This is a genomic window from Pseudomonas sp. FFPRI_1 (genome assembly GCF_055384485.1).
Genome location: NZ_AP029168.1, coordinates 3,837,460 through 3,860,689, shown reverse-complemented (window position 1 = coordinate 3,860,689; position 23,230 = coordinate 3,837,460). Strand labels below are relative to the sequence as shown.

The following is a 23,230-nucleotide window of genomic DNA, read 5'->3' as shown; positions in this document are numbered from 1 at the left end:
GTTTTCAATCACTTAGCAAATCAAAACAGCCATAAAAAACTCTTGGCACGATCTCTGCTCCTGCCCCTTCAGCGAAACTTTAAATGGGGGAGATTCACATGCATACGCTTAATCCGATCACCAAGAGTCTATGGCTGGCGCTAGCCATCACCGGGAGCTCATTCAGCCAGGCTTCACTGGCCGCTGAAACCACCGAGGCCGACACCACCAGAAACAGCACCGAGCCCGCCTTGAAGACGGTGACCGTCACCGCCCAGCACCGGGAGGAAACCCTGCAAGAGGTTCCGGTGGCGGTGTCGGCAGTCCAGGGCACCAGCCTGGTGACCGACGGGGTGCGCAACATGGGCGACATCACCACTTTCATTCCCAACGCCTCGGCCAAGAACCCCGACGGCGACGGCCGGCCGCGCTGGTATATCCGTGGCCTGGGCACCGGTGATACCGGGGCCGCCACGGTGTTCCCAGTGGGCATCTACGCCGATGACGTCTACCTCAATGCGCCGATTGCCGGTGGCGGACCGTTGTTCGACCTGGAGCGCATCGAGATCCTGCGCGGCCCCCAGGGCACCCTGTACGGCAAGAACACCACCGCCGGTGCGGTCAACGTGATTTCCAAGAAGCCGACCTTCGACACCGACGGCTACGGCACCCTGGGCATCGGCAGCAAGAGCGAGCGCATCCTCAATGGCGCCATCGGCGGCGCCCTGGTGGATGACCGGCTGGCAGCGCGGCTGTCGCTGTATTCGGAAGAGCGCGACGGCTTCCAGAAGAACCTCACCGACGACCATACCTACGGAGACGTCGACAAGAAGGCCGTGCGCCTGCAGTTCCTGGCCAAGCTCAACCCGGACCTGGACGCCCTGCTGAAGATCCACGCCCGGGAATACAAGGGCGACGGCAGCAACGGCTCGCTGCCGGTGGGGCGCTACTACAACGTCGGCTACCAGCGGCCCAACGGACGCAACATCGCCCTCAACGTCAACGAGGACGCCAAGCTCGATCACGACGGCACCTCCCTGACCCTGAACTGGCGCCTGGGGGACTACACCCTGACCTCCATCAGCGCCTACGACTACATTCGCGGGCAATCCACCAGCGACGCCGACTACACCCCCTACGAGGTCAATGGCGCGGCCATCAGCGACAACCGCTACAACCAGTACTCCCAGGAGCTGCGCCTGGCTTCGCCGCAGCAGGAAACCCTGCGCTGGCTGGCAGGCGTGCACTACTTCCATGAGGACCTCGACAGCTCGGCCAAGCGCCTCATCACCCCGGGCCCCACGCCCAATGGCAGCGGCTCCAACCAGACCGGCGGCGCCACCGACTTTCGCGACCTCAACTACCAGCACACCACCGACAGCTACGCGCTGTTCGGCAACCTGACCTACGACTTCACCGACAACTTCACCGTCACCGGTGGCCTGCGCTGGACCCAGGAAAAGAAAGACATCGACCTGGACCTGACCCAGCTCACCCGGGCCACGGCCAACGGCCCGCTGATTCCCCTGGGCGCCGCCGGCAGCAATGGCAGCCGCGACGAGAGCAAGACCTGGGAAGCCTGGACCTACGACCTGACCCCGGAATACCGGATCAACGACAACGTCCGGGTGTTCTTCCGCTATGCCCACGGCTTCCGCTCTGGGGGCTTCAATACCGGGCTGTCCACCAGCCTGGCGCAGCTGACCACGGTGGACCCGGAACAGCTGGACGCCTACGAGATCGGCCTCAAGTCGGAATGGTTCAACCACCGCCTGACGGCCAACGCCAACGTCTTCTACTACGACTACTCGGACATCCAGGTGAACCTGCTGACGGTCAACAACGGCGTGCTCACCACCGCCCTGACCAATGGCGCCAAGGGCAAGGTCAAGGGCGCCGAGCTGGAGCTGGAAGGCCAGCCCACCGACTACCTGCACCTGCGGGCGGCGATCTCGTTCCTGGATACCGAGTACACCGACTTCAAGAACACCAACCCCAACACCGGCGCGATCACCGGCGACTACAGCGGCAACAGCTTCGTGCGTTCGCCGCGCAACGTAGTGTCCCTGGGGGCCGACTACACCATTCCCCTGGAGATCGGCGGCAAGCTGGTGGCCGGTGGCGACGTGAGTTTCCGCGACAAGGAGTATTTCCTCGCCGACCGCCAGAGCAGCGCCGACAAGACCCTGAGCCAACCCCACTACACCCTGGCCAACAGCCGCCTGACCTGGTTCAGCCCGGATGAAAAGCTCAGCGTCACCGGCTTCATCAACAACCTCACCGACCGCCGCTACCAGGTCCATGGCCGGCCCAACGGCACCCTGGGGCAATACGTCATCACCTACGGTGACCCGCGCACCGTGGGCCTGAGCGTCACCAGCCGCTTCTGACGCCGCAGCACTGCGCGCCCTTTCCGCTAGGAGCCGGCTTGCCGGCGAACAGGCCCTCAAGCCTTGCGCTGTCCATGCGGACGCCTTCGCTGGCAAGCCAGCTCCTACGGGAGCGAGAACCCGAACCCTGATTTCCGGGCCGCCGGTATCGCTAACCACCGCCGCACCCTGTAGGAGCCGGCTTGCCGGCGAAGAGGCCCGCAAGCCTTGCGCCGTCCATGACGACGTCTTCGCTGGCAAGCCAGCTCCTACGGGAGCGAGAACCCAAACCCTGATTTCCGGGCTGCCGGTATCGCTAACCACCGCCCACATCCACCCTGTAGGAGCCGGCTTGCCGGCGAAGAGGCCCGCAAGCCTTGCGCCGTCCATGACGACGCCTTCGCTGGTAAGCCAGCTCCCATGGGCCGGTTGGGGCCATCCATTTCAGAAGGAATCCAAGCATGTTCCATCGTCATCCGTTGGCCGGCGCCGTGGCGCTGGTCGTCGGCAGCCTTGCCGTGCCCGCGTTCGCTGCCCAAGCCTCAAGCAATGCCCCCGGCGCCAGCGCCGATCACCTGGACACCGTGGTGGTGCTGGGCACCCGGCGCAGTGATGTCACCGCCCTGGAAAGCGCCGCGCCGGTGGACGTGCTGTCCGCCACGCAGTTGCAGCAGACCGGGGCCAGCGACCTGTCCGGCGCCCTCACCGCCCTGTCGCCGTCCTTCAGCTACCCGCAGTCGCCCCAGGGCGCCTTCTCCGGTTCCATCGCCCAGGGTGCGTCCCTGCGTGGGCTGGCCTCGGACCAGGTGCTGGTGCTGGTCAACGGCAAGCGCCGCCATACCAGCGCCAACGTCACCCGCCAGAGCCTGGTCAACGGCCGCGGCGCGGCGGCCGTGGACCTGAGCCTGATCCCCCTGAGCGCCATCGAGCGGGTGGAAATCCTGCGCGACGGCGCGGCGGCGCAATACGGCTCCGACGCCATCGCCGGGGTGATCAATATCGTGCTCAAGGAAAAGGACGAAGGCGGCAGCCTCGGCTATCGCTTCGGTGGCTACGACAAGGGCGACGGCCTGCAGCGCAAGCTCAGCGGCTGGAAGGGTTTCAGCCTGCCCAACGACGGCTTCCTGACCCTGAGCTTCGACGCCGGCAGCCAGGACCCGGCCAGTGACACCAACCCCGACAACCGGATTTTCTACCCCGGCTCCACCAGCACCAGCACTCCCCGGGAACAGAACAACCGCTACCGCACCTGGCGCTGGGGCTCGGGCAATGTCTCGGACCAGTACAACTTCGCCGCCAACAGCGAGTTCGGCCTGAGCGAAGGGCTGACCGCCTACGGCTTTGCCACCTACTCCCACAAGAACACCGATGCCGAAGGCTTCTTCGACCCGCCCACCACCTTGCGCAACAACTACGGCAGCGACGCCCTGCAACGCTACCCCGACGGCCGCCTGCCGATCACCCGCTACGCGCTGGAGGACTACGCCCTGACCGGCGGCCTGCGCTATGAGGACGAGCGCCTGGGCAAGTTCGACCTGGCCCTGAACCATGGCGACAACAGCCTCAAGTCCACCGACCGCAACGCCATCAACCCCAGCTGGGGCGACGCCAGCCCGGCGAAGATCTACACCGGCAAGCGCGAGGCCGACCAGACCAACCTGACCCTGGACTGGGTGCGGGACTTTCCCACCGAGCTGCTGTTCAAGCCCCTGACCCTGTCGGCGGGCCTGGCCTGGCGCCAGGAGAACTATGAGCTCAGTGCCGGCGAAGCCGCGGGCTGGCAGAACGGGCCGCTGTTCAATACCGCCGACCCGGTCACCGGCCGGCGCATTCCCGGCTACTACTCGGGCATCACCCAGGTCGACGCCGCATCCCTTGAGCGCAAGGTCTGGGGCGCCTACATCGACGTTGAAGGACAGATCACCGAGAAGTTCCAGGCCGGGGTCGCGGTGCGTACCGAGCACTATTCGGATTTTGGCGACACCACCAACGGCAAGCTGTCGCTGCGCTACGACTTCACCCCGCAACTCGCCGCCCGGGCCACCGCCAGCACCGGCTACCGGGCGCCGTCCCTGGTGCAAAGCGGGCTGTCGTCGTTCAGCGTGCAGGTGGTGGAACAGCCGCCGGGCAGCGGCAACTACGTCGAGGTGCAGCAACGCACCCTGCGCGCCGACAGCCCGGAGGCCAAGCTGCTGGGGGGCAAGGCACTGAAACCCGAAGAGTCCACCAACTACTCCCTGGGCCTGGTCTGGCGCCCGCTGGCCAACGCCTCGGTGACCCTGGATGCGTACCGGATCAACATCGACAACCGCATCACCCTGTCCGACCAATTGCCGGCCGCGGTGGTCACGCCGATCTTTGCCGGCACCCCGTACGCCAACATCCAGAGCGCGGCGTTCTACACCAATGTCGCCGACACCCGCACCGACGGCGTCGAGCTGACCGGCAACTACCAGCTGGACCTGCAGCAATGGGGGCGCCTGAACCTGTCCAGCGGCTACAGCCAGAACAACATCCGGATCACCGCCCTGCGGGACGTGGGCAATATCGCCGGCTCGCAGATTGTCGGCCGTACCACCCAGGGCCTGATCGAGGACGGCACGCCGAAGAACAAGCTGACCCTGAGCGCCAACTGGCTGTACGACAGCTGGGGCCTGACCCTGGCCCAGCGCCGCTACGGGCAATGGAAAAGCCTCAATGCCAGCAACCCGACCCTGGACCAGACCTACAGCGCGCAGTGGGTGACCGACCTGGACATTTCCTACCGCTTCGACAAGGCGCTGAAACTGTCCGTGGGCGCCATCAACCTGTTCGATACCCACCCGGACAAGGCATCCGGGGCGCAATTGTATGGCGTGCCGAAATACTCCATCACCAGCCCCGAGGGCGCCCAGGGCGCGTTCTACTACACCAGCCTCAGTTACGACTTCTGATGCCGGACTGCTGCCGGGGTGTTGCCCTGGCAGCAGTGACTGCTGCCCAGGCACCAGCGGCGCTCCTCCCGTAGGAGCCGGCTTGCCGGCGAAGGGGACCTTGAGCCTTGCAGCGCCTGGACGGACGCCTTCGCTGGCAAGCCAGCTCCTACAAGGGTGGGATGGCACAGGTCTTGCGATAGGCAGCGGGTACTTCGCCGATATAAGAACCGCCATGGCTCATTCCTTGCGCTGCATCCTCACTTCCCTGACCTGGCTGATCTCGCCCCTGGCCCTGTTGCTGCTCTGGACCCTGGTGGCCGACGCCGGGATCTTTCCGCGCAATCTGCTGGTGCCCCCAGCCCAGGTGCTGCAAACCTTCGAAACCCTGCTGGCCAGCGGCGAGCTGCTGGAGCACTTGCACAACAGTCTGTCGCGCCTGGGCCTGGGCTTTGCCCTGGGGGCCCTCGGCGGTCTGGTGTTCGGGGTGTTGATGGCCCTGTCGAAAAGCGTCGAGGCCTACTGCGCGCCGCTGTTCCATACCCTGCGGCAGGTCCCCAGCATTGCCCTGATCCCGCTGTTCGTGCTGCTGTTGGGCATCGATGAAACCTTCAAGATCGTCATCGTCGCCAAGACCGCGTTCTTTCCGGTGGCCCTGGCCGCCAGCGAGGGGGTCAAGGCCATTCCCCGCAGTTACTTCGAGGTGGCCGACGTTTACCGTCTGCGCTGGCCAACCCTGGTGTGGAACATCGCCCTGCCCGCCGCCGCGCCGCCGATCATCACCGGGCTGCGCATCGGCCTGACCCGCTGCTGGGTGGTGCTGGTGGCCACCGAGCTGCTGGCCGCCGACAGCGGCCTGGGGCAGATGATCGAGATGGCCCGGCAGATGCTGCGCATCGATGTGGTGATGGTGGGGATAGTGGTCACTGGGGTGATCGGCTTTGCCCTGGACTTTTCCTTGCGCCGCCTGGAGCGGCGCGTGCTGCGCTGGCAAACCCGCTAGGAGCTTCCCATGACATTTTTACTGACCCGGCTTCGCGGTCTGTTGCTACCCCTGCTGCTGATCGGCGGCTGGGAATACCTGTCGCGCCAGGACGCCGCCGGGGCCTATGCCTTCGTGCCGCTGTCCACCATCGCCAGTGCCCTGCTGGAGCTGCTGGGCAACGGCGAGCTGCTAGTCAACCTGCTGGCCAGCCTGGGGCGGGCCAGTGGCGGCCTGCTGCTGGGCGCCCTGGCCGGGGTGGTGCTGGGGGCGCTGATGGCCCAGTCGGCCCTGGCCAACCGCCTGATCGGCCCGTTGTTCCATGCCATCCGCCAGGTGCCGATGCTCGGCTGGATTCCGCTGATTGCCATGTGGTTCGGCAACGGCGAGTTCTCCAAGATGCTGATCGTCAGCCTGGCGGCCTTCTACCCCATGGTGCTCAACACCTACCAGGGTTTCAGCCAGCTGGAGACGCGCTACCGCGAGGTCGGCCAGGTGCTGGTGCTGGGGCCCTGGCAACGGTTGCGGCACATCCTGCTGCCGGCGGCGCTGCCGAGCATTGCCACCGGCCTGCTGCAGGCCCTGGCCTTTGCCTGGGTCACGGCGGTGGGCAGCGAGCTGTTCCTGTCCTCCGGTGCCGGCCTGGGCAACCTGATGATGAATGCCGAGGCCGGCTCGCGCATGGAGGTGATCGTGCTCTGTGTGCTGTGCATCGGCCTGTGCGGCTACCTGATGACCCTGCTGCTGACCCTTCTGAGCCGCCGCCTGCTGCGCTGGCGGCCAACCCGTTAAGGCCCCTCCCATGAATGCAATCGCCCAACACGCCCCACTCCATCGCCAGCAGCAACAGTCCGGCGCCCTTGAAATCCGCGGCTTGAGCAAGCGCTACCAGATCCAGGGCCAGTCCCTGCCGGTGCTGCAAGGCATCGACCTTGACGTGCGACCCGGCGAGTTCATCAGCATTGTCGGCGCCAGCGGCTGCGGCAAATCCACCCTGCTGCGGCTGATCGTCGGCCTGGAAGGCGACTACCAGGGCCAGATGCTGCTGGATGGCAAGCCGGTGACCGGCACCAGCCTGGAACGCGGCATTGTGTTCCAGGACCATCGGCTGTTTCCCTGGATGACCCTGACCCAGAACATTGCCCTGGCGCTGAAGAACCACCCCCTGTCCGAAGCGGAAAAACAGCAGCGGGTGGCCGAGCATATTGCCCTGGTCAACCTGCAGGGTTTCGAGCAGGCCTATCCCCATCAACTGTCCGGCGGCATGGCGCAACGGGGAGCGATTGCCCGGGCGCTGATCAACCAGCCCAAGGTGCTGTTGCTGGATGAGCCCCTGGGGGCGCTGGACGCCCTGACCCGGGTGCGTTTGCAGCATGAGCTGCAACGCATCTGGGTGCAGCAGCGCTGCACGGTGATCATGGTCACCCATGACATTGAAGAAGCGCTGTACCTGGGGGACCGGGTGATCGTGATGGACGCCCATCCCGGGCGGATCAAACATGAGATTCGAGTCGACCTGCCCCATCCGCGGGACCGCAGCTCCCCGGTGTTGCAGGGCTACAAGGAGCAGCTGCTGGAGGAATTGGTCGGGCATTGATTGTCGGGGCGCACCGCGAATACGTGGGGGCCGTAGGAGCTGGCTTGCCAGCGAAGGCGTCGGCACCGGCGATGCAAGGCTTGCGGGCCTCTTCGCCGGCAAGCCGGCTCCTACACAGGTAGTGCCGCGATTGCGCTGGGGCCGTAGGAGCTGGCTTGCCAGCGAAGGCGCCGGCACCGGCGATGCAGGGCTCACGGGCCTCTTCGCCGGCAAGCCGGCTCCTACACAGGTACTGCGGCGATTGCGCTGGGGCTGTAGGAGCTGGCTTGCCAGCGAAGGCGTCGGCCGGGGCGATGCAGGGCTCACGGGCCTCTTCGCCGGCAAGCCGGCTCCTACAAGGGGAGCCGGGGTGGCGCCGGCAATATGGGGCTCAGGCGTGGGACCAGCGTCGGTGCAGGGCCCGGGCGCAGGCGTCGAGGGCGAATCCAAGGACGCCAATCAGCAGCACCATGGCCATCAGTTCCGAGTAGGCCAGGCGGTCTCGGGTATCAAGAATGAAGTAGCCCAGGCCGGCGCTGACACCAAGCATTTCGCAAGGCACCAGGACGATCCACAGGATGCCGATGGACAGTCGCACCCCGGTCAGGACGTGCCCCACCACGCCGGGCAGGATCACCTTGCGCAGGGTTTCCCAGCGGGTGGCGCTGAGGCTGCGGCTGAGTTGCAGCCAGCGTGGGTCCAGTTGGCGTACGCCAGCCGCGGTGTTGAGCAGGATCGGCCACAGCGCGGCAAACGCCAGGAGGAAGTAGATCGGCTGGTCCCCGACCCCCATGAGCATCACCACCACTGGCATCCAGGACAGCGGCGAGATCATCCGCAGAAACTGGAACGCCGGGGTGGTGGCCGCCTCCAGGTGCCGGTAGCTGCCCACCAGCAGGCCCAGGGGCACGCCGATCAGCAGGGCCAGGAGCAGCCCCACGAGGATGCGCTTGAGGCTTACCAGCACATGCTCATACAGCTCGCCGCGCCCCAGCAGTTCCAGCAGGCTGGCGAAGGTTGCCTCGGGGGAGAAACGCGCCGCCAGGCCATTGCCGTCACCCAGCAGGTGCACCCCCAGCCACCAGCCCAGCAGCAGGCTCAACAGCCCGGCAAGGCCCAGGACCCAGTGGCTCAGGGAGGAAGGTTGCTTGCCCATCAAAGACCGAACTCCTCGCTGCGTTCGAAGCTGTCCGCCAGGCCGAAGGCCTTGAGCCCGCCCACCGCGGCGATGGCGTTGCGCACGAAGCGCTCGTCCACCAGGTCCTTGGCGGTGTGGGCCGGATCGAGGCCGGCGAGAAAGCCCTTGTCGCCCTCGATCAGGGTGTCCTTGAGGCGCTTGACCAACTCTTCGGTGTAGCTGGGAAACGGATAGGGCTGGAAGTCGATGCGCTGCTCATCCCAGTGGCTGTGCTGGATCGCGCCGCTGGCCAGGTAGGCCTCGCGGTCGGCCGCCGCCGGCGCCAGCACCCGGTTGAGCACCTGGGGCGCATGAGGCGTGTAGCGGTTGGCGCCGTCCTTGGACAGCAGTTGCGCGGCCTCGGCGCGGTGGTCGCGGGTCCACAACTGAGCCTTGACGATGGCGTTGACCACCTTCTGCGACCATTCGGGACGGTTGTTCAGGTCATGTTCGTGCATGAACACCACGCAGCAGGCGTGGTTGCGCCAGACATCCCCGGTAAAGCGCTGCACCCGGCCGACCTTGAGTTCCTCGGCCAGGGCATTGAAGGGTTCGGCGACGATGTAGCCGGCAATCCGCTTGCTGGCCAGAGCCGGTGGCATGTCCGACGGCGGCAGCACCAGCAGGTTGACCTCGTTGGCCCCCAGGGTGCTGCCGGCGGCCTTGCTCACCGGCACCAGGCCGTGGTCGCGGAACAGTTGCTGCACCACCACGTTGTGGATCGAGTACCAGAACGGAATCGCCACCGACTGCCCGGCCAGTTGCTTGACCTCGGTGATCCCCGGGGCCACGGTCAGGCCCGAGCCGCCGACGTGGTTCCAGGCCACCACCTTGGCCGGCACCCGGCTGCCGTAACGGGCCCAGACGGTCATCGGCGACAGCAGGTGAATCACGTTGACCTGCCCGGAGATGAACGCCTCGATCACCTGGGCCCAGCTGCGCAGCAGCACCGGGCGCTCGGCCTTGATGCCTTCGGCCTCGAACAGGCCATTGTTGTGGGCCACCAGCAGTGGCGTGGCATCGGTGATCGGCAGGTAGCCGATGCGCACCGGTGCATCCGGCTCCTGGGCGGCGCGGGCTTGCAGGCTGCTGAGCAGCGGCAAGGCGCCGCCGGCGGTCAGCAGCGCGCTGAGTTTGAGGAAGTCACGACGGGTGTGGGTGAAGTCGTCCAGGCACATGGTCAATCTCCGACGATGCAGGCAAAGGGGAATGAAGGGGGTTGCGGCTCGCCCGCCGAAGGGTTTTGAGAATCTCGATACGCAGGGCGCCCAGTTCCTCGATCCGTTCGGCACGCGGCGCCGGCAGGTCGATGCGCCACTGGCCGAGGGTACGCGCCGGGCTGTCACCCAGTAGCAGGACCCGATCGGACAGCAGCAGGGCTTCGTCAATGTCGTGGGTGATCAGCAAGGCGGCGGTCTGGTGCTCGCCAATCACCTTGAGCAGCAGTTGCTGCATGTCGGCCCGGGTCACCTCGTCCAGGGCGCCGAACGGCTCATCGAGCAGCAGCACCTGAGGCTGGCGGGCCAGGCAACGGGCCAGCGCGGTACGTTGCGCCATGCCACCGGAGAGCTGCGCCGGGTAGCGCTGGCGCGCCGGCGCCAGGCCCACCGCGGCGATCGCGTGATCAATCCGTTGCTGGCGCTCCGGTGCACTGAGCCGGGGCTGGCGGGCGAAGTCCAGGCCGAACGCCACATTGTGCTCAAGGTTCAGCCAGGGCAGCAGGCTCGGGTCCTGAAACGCCACGGCGACCCGCGGGTGGGGCGCGGTGATCGGCTCCCCCAACAGGCTCACTGTCCCCTGGTGGGCCTGCTGCAGGCCGGCCAGGACCCGCAGCAGGCTGGACTTGCCGACCCCGCTGGGGCCGAGGATCGATACCACTTCGCCGGCTTGCAGTTGCAGGTCGAAGCCCTCCAGCACCCTGTGCCAGCCGCCCTGCGCGGCATACCCCAGGCTGATCCCCTGGGCGTTGAGCAGCGCACTCATGCGGCTGCGTTCCGTGCCTGGCGCTGCAGTTCGGCACGCAGTTGCACCAGGCTCGGGGTGACGATCGGCACGAACGCCGATTCACGCCAGCGCCGGGCGAAACCACTGCCGTATTCGTCCAGGTACGCCTTGCCGCCGCTGGCCTGCAGCTCCAGTTGCAGCGCATTGGCGGTGGCCTCGGCCAGGGCGATGCGCACCCGGAACAGCGCCGCCGGCTGAGCCAGGAAACGGCCGTCGAGCAGGCCGCTCTTGAGTTCGCTGATGGTCTGCTCCAACTGCTCGCGCTGGTCCTGCAAGGCCGGCAGCAGAAATGAACGGGCGCCTTCGATGTGACGCCCCGCCTCAACCAGGGCGCGACGCGCCAGGCCGATGGCCAGCGAACATTGCAGGCCGAGAAAGGCCGGGCGCACCGCCGGCAGGAACACCCGGGCGTCCTCGTGCAGCAACCACTCCCGCGGCACTTGCACCTGATCCAGGTCCAGGGCCGCGGTGTTGCTCGACTGCAACCCCATCAGTTGCAGGTCGTCGGAGCGCTGCAACCCGGCCAGGGCATCGGGAATCGCCAGGATAAAGGGCGCACCGCCCTCCTCGTGCTCGATGGCCGCGGCCACCACGAAGCCGCTCTTGCGCAGGTTGGTGACCCAGTGCAGGCGCCCGCTCAGGCTCCAGCCGTGGTCCTGGTCCTGCGCCCGGACCTGCAAGGCCTCGATCCCCGACAGGTACTTCATGGCGTTGGACAGCCCGGTGGCCCCTGCCAGCTCGCCGTTGAGCAGCGACGGCAACAGGCGCTCGCGCAGCGCCGCATTGGGGCTGTGCAGCAGGTATTCGACAAAGGCGCGCTGGCCCCAGAAGACAAAGGCCGCGGCCAGGGAGTGGCTGGCGACGGCGGCCATCACTTCCAGGGCATCGGTCAGTTCACCGCCGCTGCCGCCCTGGGCCTGGCTGATGCCGACCCGCAGCACACCGGCGTCGGCCAGGCGCGCCAACACTTCCTGGGGGTCGCAGTGGCCCTGGTCGAGGGCCTGGGCCTGGGCATCCAGCCATTCACTCAATTGCGCATCGAGCATGGGTTTTCTCCTTGAAGGGGACGCCGGTCAATCACCGGCGTGCTGATTCATTGACCTTGCACGGACCAGCGATACTTGGCCAGTTCGGGGTTCAGTTCGGTGCCGGCGAACACGTTGGCAAAGTTGCACAGGGTCGCCAGGCTGATGCCCAGGATCACTTCCAGGGCATTGCCTTCGCTGTATCCTGCGGCCTTGAACTCGGCATAGCCTGCGTCGCTGACCTTGCCCCGGGTGGCGATCACTTCACGGGCGAAGGCGGCCAGGGCTTCCAGCCGGGCTTCGGGCAAGGTGCTCTGCTCACGCAGGGCACTGACCACCGGGTCGGAGAGTTTGGCCTTGTTCAGGGCCACCGAGGTATGACCTGCGACACAGAAATCGCAGCCATGGGTGGTGGCGGCAATCAACTGCACTACTTCACGTTCGGCCAGGCTCAGCTCGGCCTTGCCGTTGAGCGCCGAGACCGTGACATAGGTTTCCAGGGCCGCCGGCGCATTGGCCAGGATGCCCAGCAGATTGGGGATGAATCCGGAATTCTTCAGCGCGTTCTCAAGAAAGGGTCGAGCGGCTTCGGGGGCGCTGTTCAAGGTGTGTAGAGTGACGCGGGACATGGAGTGGACTCCTGCTGTGGGGTGTGCGCCAAGTCTGTTGGTTATAAGAAATTCGATCCATATTCTAAAGTAGCTATTACTTGCTCCTGAGTGTTTCCCTTAGATGATTTCATCAAGCCCACTGGTTGATTGGTTATTAGAAGGCCTGGAACTCGACGCCAGCCTGTTTCACGTCGGACGCTACTGCGGTGGCTGGCACGCCAGCACCCAGGGCCTGGCCCGGGCCAGCTTCCACCTGATCGTGCAGGGCCATTGCTGGCTGCACATCGACGGCCAGCCTGAAGCCTTGCGCCTCGATAGCGGGGATGCGGTGTTCCTGCTGCAGGATCTGCCCTACCGATTGTCCGGCGCCGAACAACCGGACCTGGCGCGCCAGCTGCCACGCCAGGCCATGACCGCCCTTGATCCCCAGGCCCAGGACGGTGTCGGGCTGGTTTGCGGCTTCTTTCACTTCAAGTCCGGGCTATCGTCGCTGATCATCGATGGCCTGCCGGGCTGGCTGATCCTGCGGGCCGGCGATCCGTCCCTGAGTGCCGCCCGGGCACTGTTCCAGCTGATTCTCGAGGAATGCCAACGCACTCCCGCGCCGTCTTCGGCCCTGCTGGAGCGCCTCAGCCACTTGCTGTTCCTGTACGTGCTGCGCCAGCAGGTCAGCACCAACCAAGACCTCGGCGGGCTGGTGGCCCTGGCCCGCCACCCGGGGTTCGCGCCCCTGCTGGAACAATTGATCCAGCACCCCGGCCAGCCCTGGCCGCTGGAAAGCATGGCAGCCTGCACCGGGCTCTCGCGTTCGGCATTCTTCAAGCGGTTCAACGAATTGGCCGGACAATCCCCCGGCCAGGTGCTGCTGGCCCTGCGCATGCGCCATGCCTGCCAGTTGCTCAAGGCCAACCAGACGGTGGAGCAAGCAGCCGCCGCCGTGGGGTATCAGTCCATCGCGGCGTTCACCCGAGCCTTCACCAAGGCCGTGGGACTGCAACCGGGGGCCTACCGCAAGCAGCATGAAGGGCGCTGAGCCCTGGGTCAGTGAGGACGGTCTCAGAGCTTGGCGATGGACACTTCCGTGGATTTGACGAAGGCAATCACCTCACTGCCGATCTTCAGTTCGAGGTCCCGTACCGAGCGGGTGGTGATTACCGAGGTGACGATACCCGAGGCGGTCTGTACGTCGATTTCCGAGACCACCTGGCCTTCGTGGATCTGCTTGATCACACCTTTGAACTGGTTGCGCACGTTGATGGCTTGAATAGTCATGGGAAAAATCCTTCGCAAGGGCCGGAATCAGGAGTTGAGCGGCTGGTGGTTAACATGCACCCTTGGAAAAAGTCTTTAAAGGAATAAATAATTAGTATTTTATTCCTTTATCGAATATATGATTTCCCCCCCCTTGCCGCCCTCGCCCCCCCAGGGCCTTGACCCCTGCTGACGGCTTTGCTTCCCTGTGCCCCTCACTGACGCCATTCGACACCTACCAGGAGGTAGCCATGCGCATGTTGCAACTCGCCGACACACAGGTTCCGGTCATTGGCCAGGGCACATGGCGAATGGGTGAGGGTCGGCAGCAGCGGGATCAGGAAGTCGCCGCGCTGCGCACGGGTATCGACCTGGGCATGACCCTGATCGACACCGCGGAGATGTACGGTGAGGGCGGCGCCGAAGAAGTGGTCGGCCAGGCCATTGCCGGACGCCGCGACGAGGTGTTCCTGGTGAGCAAGGCCTATCCCCACAACGCCAGCCTCAAAGGCTTGCCCCTGGCCTGTGAGCGCAGCTTGAAACGCCTGGGCACCGAGGTCATCGACCTGTACCTGCTGCACTGGCGTGGCCAATACCCGCTGACGGAAACCGTCGAGGCCTTCGAACGCCTGCGCGAAGCCGGCAAGATCCGCCGCTGGGGTGTCTCCAACTTCGATGTGGCCGACCTGGACGAGCTCGATTCAAGCGCCTGCGCCACCAATCAGGTGCTGTATAACCTCGAGTCCCGTGGGGTCGAGTTCGACCTGCTGCCGGCCTGCCAGCAGCGGCACATGCCACTCATGGCCTACTGCCCGATCGGCCAGGGCGGCGCGTTGCTGGCCGAGCCGGCGCTGCAGCAGGTCGCCCAGCGCCACGGGGTCGACACGGCCCAGGTGGCCCTGGCCTGGCTGCTGCGCCAGGAGGGTGTGTTGGTGATTCCCAAGGCGGTACGTCCGGCCCACATTCGCCTCAATGCCCAGGCGGCGGATTTACAGCTGGCACCGGAGGACCTGCAGGCCCTGGATCAAGCCTTCCCTGCCCCGCGGCGCAAGCAGCGTCTGGAAATGGTCTGAACCGGCAGCGACCTGACAAGACAATCGATTCTTGAGAACCGTTGTCGTTTAAAACGCTCAAAAAGCCCTAGTTTAGAGCCCAAAAACAACAATGCTACTTTGTACCTAGTGATTTAAGAATCGTCTGATCCCTGCTTGGCATGCCCCCCAATTACAGTGGGCGGATGAGATTAAAAAGCTACCTGCATCAGATCAATCCTCTTTTTTCCAGTCCTGAAGCAGCCCGTCGGCTGCTTCGTGTCGTGGCGCTGATTCTTTTGATTGGCCTGCTAGGCGCCGTTTACAACTTCCTGCGCACCAGTTTCAACAACGAATTGTCACAACGGCGCAGCTACATGAGCAGCGCCATCGCCGAAGCCCAGACCTTCTTCACCAGCCGCGAGGCGCTGCTGGAAAGCCTGAGTCTTTCGGCCGTGCATCGCTCTCGAGGGGACGATAGCAACGCAGACTCCGAATCCGATCCGAATGAGGAAATCCACCTGCAACTGGGCGCCCCGAATGAAAACCAGTGGAGTGTCTGGCTGACCCAGCGCATGCGCGACTACCTGCAGAACAAACAACTGAACCTGCTCTATGTCCGCGACGGCGACCCGCCCCAGGTGCAACGCCTGTTCAGGACACAACCGGAATCGGCCTATTTCCCCAAGATGCTGCTCAACAAGCTGAGCGAGCTGGACCTCGACGACGTGCCGCCCGGCGAAGAGTTGTGGTTGATGGACCACTCCGCCGGTGCCGCCCACCTGTACATATTCACCCGCCTCGACGAACGTTTCCCCAACTCCGGCTGGCTGGGCCTGGAAATGGACGGCCAGAGCGTCTCCACCGCCCTCAGCGACCAGAGCGCCGGGGACTTCATGATGTTCAATTCCCAGGGCGGATTAATTTTCAGCACCACCCCCAGTGCCCGATTGAGCGCGGACGTGCAACGGGTCCAGGGAGGCAGCTTCTTCGGTTTTCTTGGCGGTCGCTGGTGGCCGGACCACCTGGTGATACGCAAGCAGCTGGGGTCATCGGATTGGCAACTGGTGTACTCCTTCGATCTGCACAACCTGCTCAAGAGTCTCTGGCCGCAAATACTTGCGGCCTTGCTCATCAGCCTGCTGGGCATGGGCTTGATCAGCCTGCTCACGCATTGGATCGAAGTGCGCCTGATCAGTCCGGCGCTGCACCGGATCCAGGCCCTGATCGAAAGCGAAGCCTTCAGCCGCGACGTGATCCAGATCGCCCCGGTAGCCCTGTGCGTATTGCGTCGCAGCGATGGCCGGGTGGTGCTGGAAAACACTCTGTCCCAGCAGTGGCTGGGCAATGGCAGCGAACGCGACCAACTGTGTGCCGGCTGGATCGAACAGGCCTTCAACCCCAGCCGCCCCAACAGTTCGGACTACTTCGAGACTGCTGACGGGCGCCACCTCTACCTCAGCTCGGCTCCCACCCGCTACAAGGGCGAGGATGTGCTGTTCTGTGCCTTCAGCGACATCAGCGCACGCAAGCAGATCGAGGCGGCGCTGGAGGAAGCCAAGCGCCTGGCCGACACCGCCAATGAAGCCAAGACCCTGTTTCTGGCCACCATGAGCCACGAAATCCGCACCCCGCTGTACGGTGTGCTCGGCACCCTGGAACTGCTCTCGCGGACCCATCTGGACAACCAGCAGAAAGACTACCTGCGGGCCATCGAAGGATCGTCCGGGACCCTGCTGCAACTGATCTGCGACGTGCTCGACGTGTCCAAGATCGAAGCCGGGCAACTGGCCCTGGAACTCAGCGAGTTCTCCTCCCTGGACCTGGTCCACGAGATCATTCAGGGCTACGCCGCCGCAGCCCAGGCCAAGGGCCTGCAGTTCTATGCCTGCATCGAACCGCAATTGCCGGAAGTGCTTCTGGGTGATGTCACGCGGATCCGCCAGATCCTCAGCAACCTCTTGAACAATGCGGTCAAGTTCACCGACTCCGGGCGCATCGTCCTGCGGGTCAGGGTCGACAGCCGCGATGGCGAACGCAGCAACATCCTCTGGCAGGTATCGGATACCGGCCGCGGCATTGCCCAGGACGATCAGGCCTTGATCTTCGAACCCTTCTACCAGACCGAGGGCAATACCAACGTCATCGCCGGCACCGGCCTCGGCCTGCCGATCTGCCAGCGCCTGACCCAGTTGATGAACGGCAACCTGCGCATGGTCAGCGAGCTCGGGCTGGGCAGCAGCTTTACCTTGACCCTGCCGCTGGAGGCCTCCTCGACGATGCCGGGCACGCCAATGATCAGCCCGTTGCTGCCAGAGATGATCTACGTGGTGTCGCCGGTGCGCGAGCTTGCCGAATCCGTGGCCGGCTGGCTGCGCCGCTGGGGCGCCCGGGCTCAGTTCAGCCTGCCCACCCAGTCGGATCGCTGCCGCGGCCATGTCCTTATCGAGCTGCACCCCGGGGCACTGGAACACCGGCTGGAGCCCGACTGGCAAGGCCCGCTGGTGCTGGCCAGTGGCGACGGTCACAACGAGCCGCGGATCCATGGCGGCAGTTGGCAGGTCAACACCAACAACCTGCGGGCGATCCATCAGGCCGTCAGCCAGGCCCAGGGTGTATGGGTGGCCCAGAGTGAAGAACACCCGGATATCCGCGAGTTGAAGAAGCTCAGCCTGCATGTGCTGGTGGCCGAGGACAATGTGATCAACCAGTTGATCCTCAAGGACCAGCTGGAGGAACTGGGCTGCAGCGTGGAACTGGCCTCGAACGGTGAAGAAGCCCTCGCCATCTGGAGAAGCGGTCAATTCGACGTGGTGTTGACGGATGTGAACATGCCGAAGCTCAACGGCTATGAACTGGCCAAGGAGCTTCGACGTCTGGGCTGTTCGATCCCGATCATCGGGGCGACGGCCAATGCAATGCGCGGAGAAGAAGAGCTCTGTATTGCAGCCGGGATGAACCACTGCCTGGTGAAGCCCTTTGCATTAAGAGCGTTGTTCAACTATCTGGCGCCTTATGAAAGAGCTCCCCATGAAGTCCTGTAGCATTTTGATCGTCGAAGATCAGCCGTTTCAGTACATGTACCTGCAACACCTGTTCAACGAGCTGGGCCCCTATCAACTGGAGGTTGCGCGCAATGGCGCAGAAGCTCTGGAGCGTCTCAAGCATCGGCACTTCGATCTGGTACTGACTGACTTGCTGATGCCCGGCATGGACGGCGTGCAGTTCATCCAGGGCCTGGCCGACCAGCGTGCCCGCCCGGCCCTGGCGATCATGAGCGCCTCGTCCCGGCGCATGCTGATGGGGGCAAGCCTGGTAGCGCGCAACCTCGGGCTGCGGGTGATCGGGCTGATATCCAAACCGGTGAACCTGGCAGCCTTGCGCAGCCTCACCGCCCAGTTGCCCGGCCTTCTCAGCGCGGCTGAAAAGCCCGCCCTGGGCGTGGAGTGCAGCCGTGAAACCCTTCTGGATGCCCTGCGCAACGGGCAGATCCAGGCCTGGTTCCAGCCCAAGAAGGCCCTGAACAATGGGCGCATCGTCGCCGCCGAGGCATTGGTGCGCTGGATGCATCCGCAACACGGCATGCTGCTGCCTTGTGATTTTCTCCCCGAGCTCACGGTGGAGGGCCTGGAAGAAGACCTGCTGTGGCTGATCCTGCAGCAGGCCCTGGACGCCCAGATGCGCTGGCGCGACAACGGCTATGACATCCCGGTGTCCATCAACCTGCCGACCCACCTGCTCAACAGCCCGGATCTGGCCGACCGCCTGCACGACTTCGTGATCCAGCGCCAAGGCGTACCGAACAAGATCTGCTTCGAACTCATGGAGTGCTCGACCCCGGAACACATCAGCAACTTCTATGCGGGCGCCTGCCGCCTGCGCATCAAGGGCTTCGGCCTGTCCCAGGATGATTTCGGCAAGGGCTACAGCTCCTACATGAACCTGGTATCGACTCCGTTCACTGAATTGAAGATCGACCGCGGCCTGGTCCAGGGCTGCCACAACAATGAAGAAATGACCCAGGCCTTGACCAGCATCATCGCGCTGGGCCGGCAGTTGGGCCTGACTGTCGTGGCCGAAGGGGTGGAGAGCGCGCAGGAGCTCGCCCTGCTGAGGAAAATCGACTGCACCCAGGTCCAGGGGTTCCTGATCTCCCATGCGGTCTCTTCGCAACAGTTTCAGCAACTGCTGGCCCAAGACGGACCGGCAACGATGTATTAGCCGATGAACCCATTGCTCACCCGCGCAACAGTCACTCATCGCTGACGGCCTTGCTTCAGAGGTAGGAATCTCAAGATCGAGGCCCTTATACGTGTTTGGGAAATCAGTGATGAAAAACAGCAACACCTTCCTGGAGAACCTGACTCGCAGCTCGATCCGGTTGAACAAAGGCATGTTGATCCTGCTGGGCCTGGCACTGCTGTTGTTCGCCACTCTCTACTGGACCACCCAGCGCCTGATTGACGAACAGTACAGCAGCGTACGTTTCCACTTCGCCCGGCTGATGGAGAATGTCCAGGAGCAGGAACTGTTTCTGCGCCGCCTGGCAGCGCACCATGCGGTCGACTCGATGATGAGCGACGAGCCTCACGCCCTGTACCTGCAGCGGCCTTTGCCCAGCGAGGGCAACAATGCCTATGAAGGCCAGGAATACCCCTACTCGATTCCCTTCAGCCTGAACTTCAATCACCAGCAGCTGGCCATCGGGGAACTGCCCAAGGTGTTCGCCCTGGGCGTGCACCTGTCGACCTTCTACAGCGCCTTCTGGTCCACTTCGCACTATCCCGCGCCCCGTACCTTCATCTTCAACGCCTACGGCAATTTCGACATCAGCGTGCCGGCGGCGCGGCACATGCGGGGCAACCCCTGGCGCAGCGAGATACCCTACAACAGCGTGGTGGAGCGGGTGCTGCGCCACCTGACGGTGAAGAACAACGGCTTCCCGGACCGCCAGGTCTATTGGGAGCGGTACAACCAGCCGGACTCGGCGGATGTCGCCCCCAAGCTGCTGGCCTTCATCAACCTGCACCTGGGCTCGGAACAGTTGCACATCAACGGGGCCAGCGACTGGGTGGTAGCGGCATCGCTGCTCAACCTGGACGGTGTCAACAACATCGAACGGCTCATGCACTGGTCGATCTATGACGATTTCACCCTCATCGACCCCTCGGGCCTGGTCCTCACCGGCGCCAATGACCCTGCCAATGCCTTGCAGGAAGGCTTGAATTTCGGCCTGCGAGGAATGACCTTCAAACTCACCAGCCAGTCCCCGGCGCTTTGGACCGGGCTCTACACCATCAGTTACCAGAGCTATTTCGACTATGCCCAGTGGGCGCTGCTGGGCCTGCTGGGCCTGGCCCTGGGCGCCGTTGCCAGCGGCTGGGCGGCGTGCCGCTGGTACCGCAACCACGTGGTGATACCCGCACAACTGGCGCACCAGACCATCGCCGAAAGCGAAGCCTTCAACCGGGTGATCATCGACACCGCCCCTACCGGCTTGTGCGTGGCGCGCCGGGACAACTTCAAGGTGCTGCTGGAAAACCACCAGGCCCGGCACTGGCAAGGCACGGCAAAGCTGCTGTCGCTGCTGCAACGTGACCAACGCCTGGTCGACGCAGGGGAAACCTATCTCGACATCGATGGGCGCCACCTGCAGGTCGGTTTCGTCTCGACCCGCTACAAGGGCCAGGATGCCCTGCTCTGTGCCTTCAATGACGTCACCCATCACGTCGAGGATGCCCAGGCGCTGGATCAGGCGAGGCGCTCGGCAGATGCTGCCAACGAAGCCAAGACCCTGTTCCTGGCGACCATGAGCCATGAGATCCGCACCCCGTTGTATGGTGTGCTCGGCACCCTGGAGCTGCTCGGGCTGACCACCCTGGATCCACGCCAGAGCGACTACCTGCAGACCATCCAACGCTCCTCCAGCACCCTGTTCCAGCTGATCAGCGACGTGCTTGACGTGTCGAAGATCGAGTCCGGGCAGATGAGCATCGACCCGGTGGAGTTCTGCCCGCTGGACATGCTGGAGAACGCCCTGCACTCCTACGCCGCCTCTGCCGAACAGCGCGGGCTGCTGCTCTACGCCTGCATCGACCCGAACCTGCCGGCCCTGATGCTGGGAGACGCGACACGAATCCGCCAGATCCTCAACAACCTGTTGAGCAACGCGATCAAGTTCACCGACAGTGGCCGGGTGGTGCTGCGGGTCCGGGTGCTGACGCTCGAAGAGCGAGAGGCCTGCATCGAGTGGCAAGTCACCGACACCGGCATCGGCATCTCTGCCCAGCAGCAACCCTTTCTGTTCGATCCCTTCTATCAGGTGCGCGATGCCTCCAGCGAGGCCGGGGCCGGGCTCGGACTGGCCATCTGTCAGCGCCTGAGCCAGATGATGGGTGGCCAGATGCAGGTGATCAGCGAGCCTGGGCTGGGCAGCAATTTCTCCCTGCGCCTGAGCCTGCAGCACCTGCCTGGAGCCCTGCCGGCAACTCCGCTGGTGCCCGACGGGCCTGCGGTCTATGTCCGCGCGCCGGTGCCGGAACTGGTGAAAAGCACCTGCGACTGGCTCGGCCGCCTGGGGGTCCAGGCCTACCCGCTGCCCAACGGCTGGGAAGACCAGCCCCAGGAGCGGCTGCTCATCGACCTGCTGCCCCGGGGCTCCCTCGCGCCCTGGTCCGGGCCTTGTCTGAGGGCTGTATCCAGCGGGCACACCAGCGACAGCCGCCAGGGGGAAAAATGCCAGGTCGACGCCCACGACATCCGCGCCATCGCCCGCGCCGCAGCCCTGGCGCGCCAAGGCCTTCCCCTGCACCTGACTCCGCATCAGCCGAACTCCTTGCAGCCATTGCACCTGCACATCCTGGTGGCGGAGGACAACCCGATCAACCAGGTGATCATCAAGGAGCAACTCGAGGCCCTGGGTTGCCAGGTGACCCTGGCGGCCAATGGCGAGCAGGCCCTGGAGCAGTGGGAACCGCAGCTGTTCGACATCGCCATCAGCAACGTCAACATGCCGATCATGAATGGCTACGACCTGGCCAGGGAGTTGCGCCGACGCGACCCGCAACTGCCGATCATCGGCGTCACCGCCAATGCCATGCGCGAGGAAGGCAGCCGTTGCCTGGCCGCCGGAATGAACACCTGGATCGTCAAACCCATGAACCTGCAGACGTTGCGAGGCCAACTATTGAAGCTTTGCCAAAGCACTCCCCCCCCACCTCCGGCGCCTGCAACGCCGACGCCGGCTGAAGCCCGGCCCAGGGTAGACACCGCCCCTGTGCCTGCGGGCAACACCCTCCAGCTCTCGGAAAAGATGCGCCCGCTGTTTGTCAGTACCATGCACGAGGACCTGCAACGGTTGACCAAGGCGTTGGAGACCGGGTCCGCCAACGCTGCCGCCGAGCGCCTGCACAGCATCGCCGGAGCCATGGGCGCCGTGCAGGCCGTGGCACTGGCCAGGGCTTGCGCCGAACTGGAGTGCCAGTTGCTGGAAAACAGCCTGAGCCCGGCTCTGGTTGCCCAGGTCCGGCAATTGATGCAGCGCCTGTCGGAACTCCTGCTGCCCCTTGAATAATGAGCGCCAGGGTTTAATGTACCGTCAGTCTCGGGTTTCTTTATTAATTAGCGTCTTACACGGGTGTGTTTGTCATGGAAAAACTGAAAGTAGTCATTGCTGACGATCACCCGATTGTGTTGCTCGGCGTTCGCGAGCTGATGGAGCGCGATGATCGATTTGAAATCGTTGGTGAGGCGGTGTGCTCCAAGGGCCTGGTCCAGCTTCTGGAGGCGCGCCCGGTGGATGTCGTCATCACCGACTACAACATGCCCGGGGACTCGCCTTACGGCGACGGCCTGAAACTGGTGGAATACCTCAAGCGCAACTTCCCCCATTTGCAGATCCTGGTCCTGACCATGATTTCCAACCAGTTGATCCTCACCCGCCTGCATGAACTGGGGGTGGTCGGGGTGATCCAGAAGAGCCAGTTGCACGAGGAAATCCAGACCGCCCTCAAGGCCATTGCACAAAAAGGCATCTACCGCAGCCTGGAGCCGGCCTCCAACTCGGTGCTGGAATCCAACGTGGCAATCGATGCACGAATCTCCACCCTGTCGCCCAAGGAGTTCGAGATCCTGCGCCTGTTCGTTTCCGGCAAGAGCGTCAGCGACATCGCCCGCAGCCAGAACCGCAGCTCGAAAACCATCAGCGCGCAGAAAATTTCCGCGATGCGCAAACTGGAAGTGCAAAGCGACCAGGACCTGCTGACCTACTGCATTGGCCGTAATATCTTCAACTGACCCCACCCCAAGGTACCA

Annotated in this window: 17 protein-coding genes; 11 read left to right on the top strand and 6 right to left on the bottom strand. The window is 64.3% G+C overall.

The window, feature by feature from the left end; all coding sequences use genetic code 11:
• The first annotated feature begins 98 nt into the window (after window positions 1-98).
• The 5 genes from ACZ5BO_RS17175 to ACZ5BO_RS17155 all read left to right on the top strand — a co-directional run bounded on the left by ACZ5BO_RS17175 (window position 99) and on the right by ACZ5BO_RS17155 (window position 7,839).
• Complete coding sequence (locus ACZ5BO_RS17175) at window positions 99-2,369, top strand: TonB-dependent receptor (protein ID WP_464695832.1); 2,271 nt, start codon at window positions 99-101, stop codon at window positions 2,367-2,369.
• Between the two features lie 440 nt (window positions 2,370-2,809).
• A complete protein-coding gene (locus tag ACZ5BO_RS17170) occupies window positions 2,810-5,281 on the top strand; it encodes a TonB-dependent receptor plug domain-containing protein (RefSeq protein ID WP_464695831.1) in 2,472 nt (823 codons plus the stop codon).
• Between the two features lie 214 nt (window positions 5,282-5,495).
• Entirely contained in the window at window positions 5,496-6,263 is a 768-nt protein-coding gene (locus ACZ5BO_RS17165; protein ID WP_025129044.1) for an ABC transporter permease, read from the top strand.
• Window positions 6,264-6,272: 9 nt separating this feature from the next.
• The gene (locus ACZ5BO_RS17160) at window positions 6,273-7,034 is read left to right on the top strand and encodes an ABC transporter permease (protein ID WP_025129045.1); all 762 of its coding nucleotides are present in this window, start codon (window positions 6,273-6,275) and stop codon (window positions 7,032-7,034) included.
• 10 nt (window positions 7,035-7,044) lie between these two features.
• Complete coding sequence (locus tag ACZ5BO_RS17155) at window positions 7,045-7,839, top strand: ABC transporter ATP-binding protein (RefSeq protein ID WP_464695830.1); 795 nt, start codon at window positions 7,045-7,047, stop codon at window positions 7,837-7,839.
• A gap of 370 nt (window positions 7,840-8,209) precedes the next feature.
• Here ACZ5BO_RS17155 and ACZ5BO_RS17150 read toward each other — a convergent pair whose 3' ends face one another.
• Genes ACZ5BO_RS17150 through ACZ5BO_RS17130 form a run of 5 tightly spaced genes read right to left on the bottom strand, consistent with a single transcriptional unit; the run spans window position 8,210 to window position 12,653 of the window.
• Window positions 8,210-8,974 carry an ABC transporter permease gene (locus ACZ5BO_RS17150; RefSeq protein ID WP_025129047.1) on the bottom strand — a complete coding sequence of 255 codons (765 nt, stop codon included), beginning with the start codon at window positions 8,972-8,974 and terminating at the stop codon, window positions 8,210-8,212.
• Complete coding sequence (locus tag ACZ5BO_RS17145; protein ID WP_025129048.1) at window positions 8,974-10,173, bottom strand: ABC transporter substrate-binding protein; 1,200 nt, start codon at window positions 10,171-10,173, stop codon at window positions 8,974-8,976. Before ACZ5BO_RS17145 ends, ACZ5BO_RS17150 begins: the two co-directional genes overlap by 1 nt.
• Window positions 10,139-10,978, bottom strand: a complete 840-nt coding sequence (locus tag ACZ5BO_RS17140; RefSeq protein ID WP_025129049.1) for an ABC transporter ATP-binding protein — start codon at window positions 10,976-10,978, stop codon at window positions 10,139-10,141. Before ACZ5BO_RS17140 ends, ACZ5BO_RS17145 begins: the two co-directional genes overlap by 35 nt.
• Window positions 10,975-12,045 carry an acyl-CoA dehydrogenase family protein gene (locus tag ACZ5BO_RS17135; RefSeq protein ID WP_464695829.1) on the bottom strand — a complete coding sequence of 357 codons (1,071 nt, stop codon included), beginning with the start codon at window positions 12,043-12,045 and terminating at the stop codon, window positions 10,975-10,977. Before ACZ5BO_RS17135 ends, ACZ5BO_RS17140 begins: the two co-directional genes overlap by 4 nt.
• A 47-nt stretch (window positions 12,046-12,092) precedes the next feature.
• Window positions 12,093-12,653 (bottom strand): carboxymuconolactone decarboxylase family protein, encoded by a 561-nt coding sequence (locus ACZ5BO_RS17130; protein WP_025129051.1) that lies wholly within the window; start codon window positions 12,651-12,653, stop codon window positions 12,093-12,095.
• Window positions 12,654-12,756: 103 nt separating this feature from the next.
• Here ACZ5BO_RS17130 and ACZ5BO_RS17125 point away from each other — a divergent pair, with 103 nt between their 5' ends.
• A complete protein-coding gene (locus tag ACZ5BO_RS17125; protein ID WP_464695828.1) occupies window positions 12,757-13,668 on the top strand; it encodes a cupin domain-containing protein in 912 nt (303 codons plus the stop codon).
• Between the two features lie 23 nt (window positions 13,669-13,691).
• On the opposite strand, the gene ACZ5BO_RS17120 is transcribed toward ACZ5BO_RS17125, so the two are convergent.
• On the bottom strand, window positions 13,692-13,907 hold the full coding sequence (locus tag ACZ5BO_RS17120) for a TOBE domain-containing protein (protein ID WP_025129053.1): 216 nt from the start codon (window positions 13,905-13,907) through the stop codon (window positions 13,692-13,694).
• Between the two features lie 230 nt (window positions 13,908-14,137).
• Here ACZ5BO_RS17120 and ACZ5BO_RS17115 point away from each other — a divergent pair, with 230 nt between their 5' ends.
• The 5 genes from ACZ5BO_RS17115 (at window position 14,138) to ACZ5BO_RS17095 (ending at window position 23,212) form a co-directional block, all read left to right on the top strand.
• Window positions 14,138-14,959: an aldo/keto reductase gene (locus ACZ5BO_RS17115; RefSeq protein ID WP_464695827.1), complete on the top strand. Its 822-nt coding sequence runs from the start codon at window positions 14,138-14,140 to the stop codon at window positions 14,957-14,959.
• Between the two features lie 164 nt (window positions 14,960-15,123).
• The gene (locus tag ACZ5BO_RS17110; protein WP_025129055.1) at window positions 15,124-17,961 is read left to right on the top strand and encodes an ATP-binding protein; all 2,838 of its coding nucleotides are present in this window, start codon (window positions 15,124-15,126) and stop codon (window positions 17,959-17,961) included.
• Window positions 17,948-19,138 carry a response regulator cyclic di-GMP phosphodiesterase PvrR gene (gene pvrR / locus ACZ5BO_RS17105; RefSeq protein ID WP_025129056.1) on the top strand — a complete coding sequence of 397 codons (1,191 nt, stop codon included), beginning with the start codon at window positions 17,948-17,950 and terminating at the stop codon, window positions 19,136-19,138. Before ACZ5BO_RS17110 ends, pvrR begins: the two co-directional genes overlap by 14 nt.
• A gap of 109 nt (window positions 19,139-19,247) precedes the next feature.
• A complete protein-coding gene (locus ACZ5BO_RS17100) occupies window positions 19,248-22,490 on the top strand; it encodes a hybrid sensor histidine kinase/response regulator (RefSeq protein ID WP_464695826.1) in 3,243 nt (1,080 codons plus the stop codon).
• A 74-nt stretch (window positions 22,491-22,564) separates the two neighbouring features.
• Complete coding sequence (locus ACZ5BO_RS17095; RefSeq protein WP_025129058.1) at window positions 22,565-23,212, top strand: response regulator; 648 nt, start codon at window positions 22,565-22,567, stop codon at window positions 23,210-23,212.
• Window positions 23,213-23,230 lie beyond the last annotated feature (18 nt).

Bases quoted from the DNA above. Each gene is read 5' to 3' on its own strand.
- ACZ5BO_RS17125 (WP_464695828.1), top strand. From the start codon at position 12,757: ATGATTTCATCAAGCCCACTGGTTGATTGGTTATTAGAAGGCCTGGAA.
- ACZ5BO_RS17095 (WP_025129058.1), top strand. From the start codon at position 22,565: ATGGAAAAACTGAAAGTAGTCATTGCTGACGATCACCCGATTGTGTTG.
- ACZ5BO_RS17145 (WP_025129048.1), bottom strand. From the start codon at position 10,173: ATGTGCCTGGACGACTTCACCCACACCCGTCGTGACTTCCTCAAACTC.
- ACZ5BO_RS17115 (WP_464695827.1), top strand. From the start codon at position 14,138: ATGCGCATGTTGCAACTCGCCGACACACAGGTTCCGGTCATTGGCCAG.
- ACZ5BO_RS17130 (WP_025129051.1), bottom strand. From the start codon at position 12,653: ATGTCCCGCGTCACTCTACACACCTTGAACAGCGCCCCCGAAGCCGCT.
- pvrR (WP_025129056.1), top strand. From the start codon at position 17,948: ATGAAGTCCTGTAGCATTTTGATCGTCGAAGATCAGCCGTTTCAGTAC.
- ACZ5BO_RS17110 (WP_025129055.1), top strand. From the start codon at position 15,124: ATGAGATTAAAAAGCTACCTGCATCAGATCAATCCTCTTTTTTCCAGT.
- ACZ5BO_RS17135 (WP_464695829.1), bottom strand. From the start codon at position 12,045: ATGCTCGATGCGCAATTGAGTGAATGGCTGGATGCCCAGGCCCAGGCC.
- ACZ5BO_RS17155 (WP_464695830.1), top strand. From the start codon at position 7,045: ATGAATGCAATCGCCCAACACGCCCCACTCCATCGCCAGCAGCAACAG.
- ACZ5BO_RS17100 (WP_464695826.1), top strand. From the start codon at position 19,248: ATGAAAAACAGCAACACCTTCCTGGAGAACCTGACTCGCAGCTCGATC.
- ACZ5BO_RS17160 (WP_025129045.1), top strand. From the start codon at position 6,273: ATGACATTTTTACTGACCCGGCTTCGCGGTCTGTTGCTACCCCTGCTG.
- ACZ5BO_RS17170 (WP_464695831.1), top strand. From the start codon at position 2,810: ATGTTCCATCGTCATCCGTTGGCCGGCGCCGTGGCGCTGGTCGTCGGC.
- ACZ5BO_RS17150 (WP_025129047.1), bottom strand. From the start codon at position 8,974: ATGGGCAAGCAACCTTCCTCCCTGAGCCACTGGGTCCTGGGCCTTGCC.
- ACZ5BO_RS17165 (WP_025129044.1), top strand. From the start codon at position 5,496: ATGGCTCATTCCTTGCGCTGCATCCTCACTTCCCTGACCTGGCTGATC.
- ACZ5BO_RS17120 (WP_025129053.1), bottom strand. From the start codon at position 13,907: ATGACTATTCAAGCCATCAACGTGCGCAACCAGTTCAAAGGTGTGATC.
- ACZ5BO_RS17175 (WP_464695832.1), top strand. From the start codon at position 99: ATGCATACGCTTAATCCGATCACCAAGAGTCTATGGCTGGCGCTAGCC.
- ACZ5BO_RS17140 (WP_025129049.1), bottom strand. From the start codon at position 10,978: ATGAGTGCGCTGCTCAACGCCCAGGGGATCAGCCTGGGGTATGCCGCG.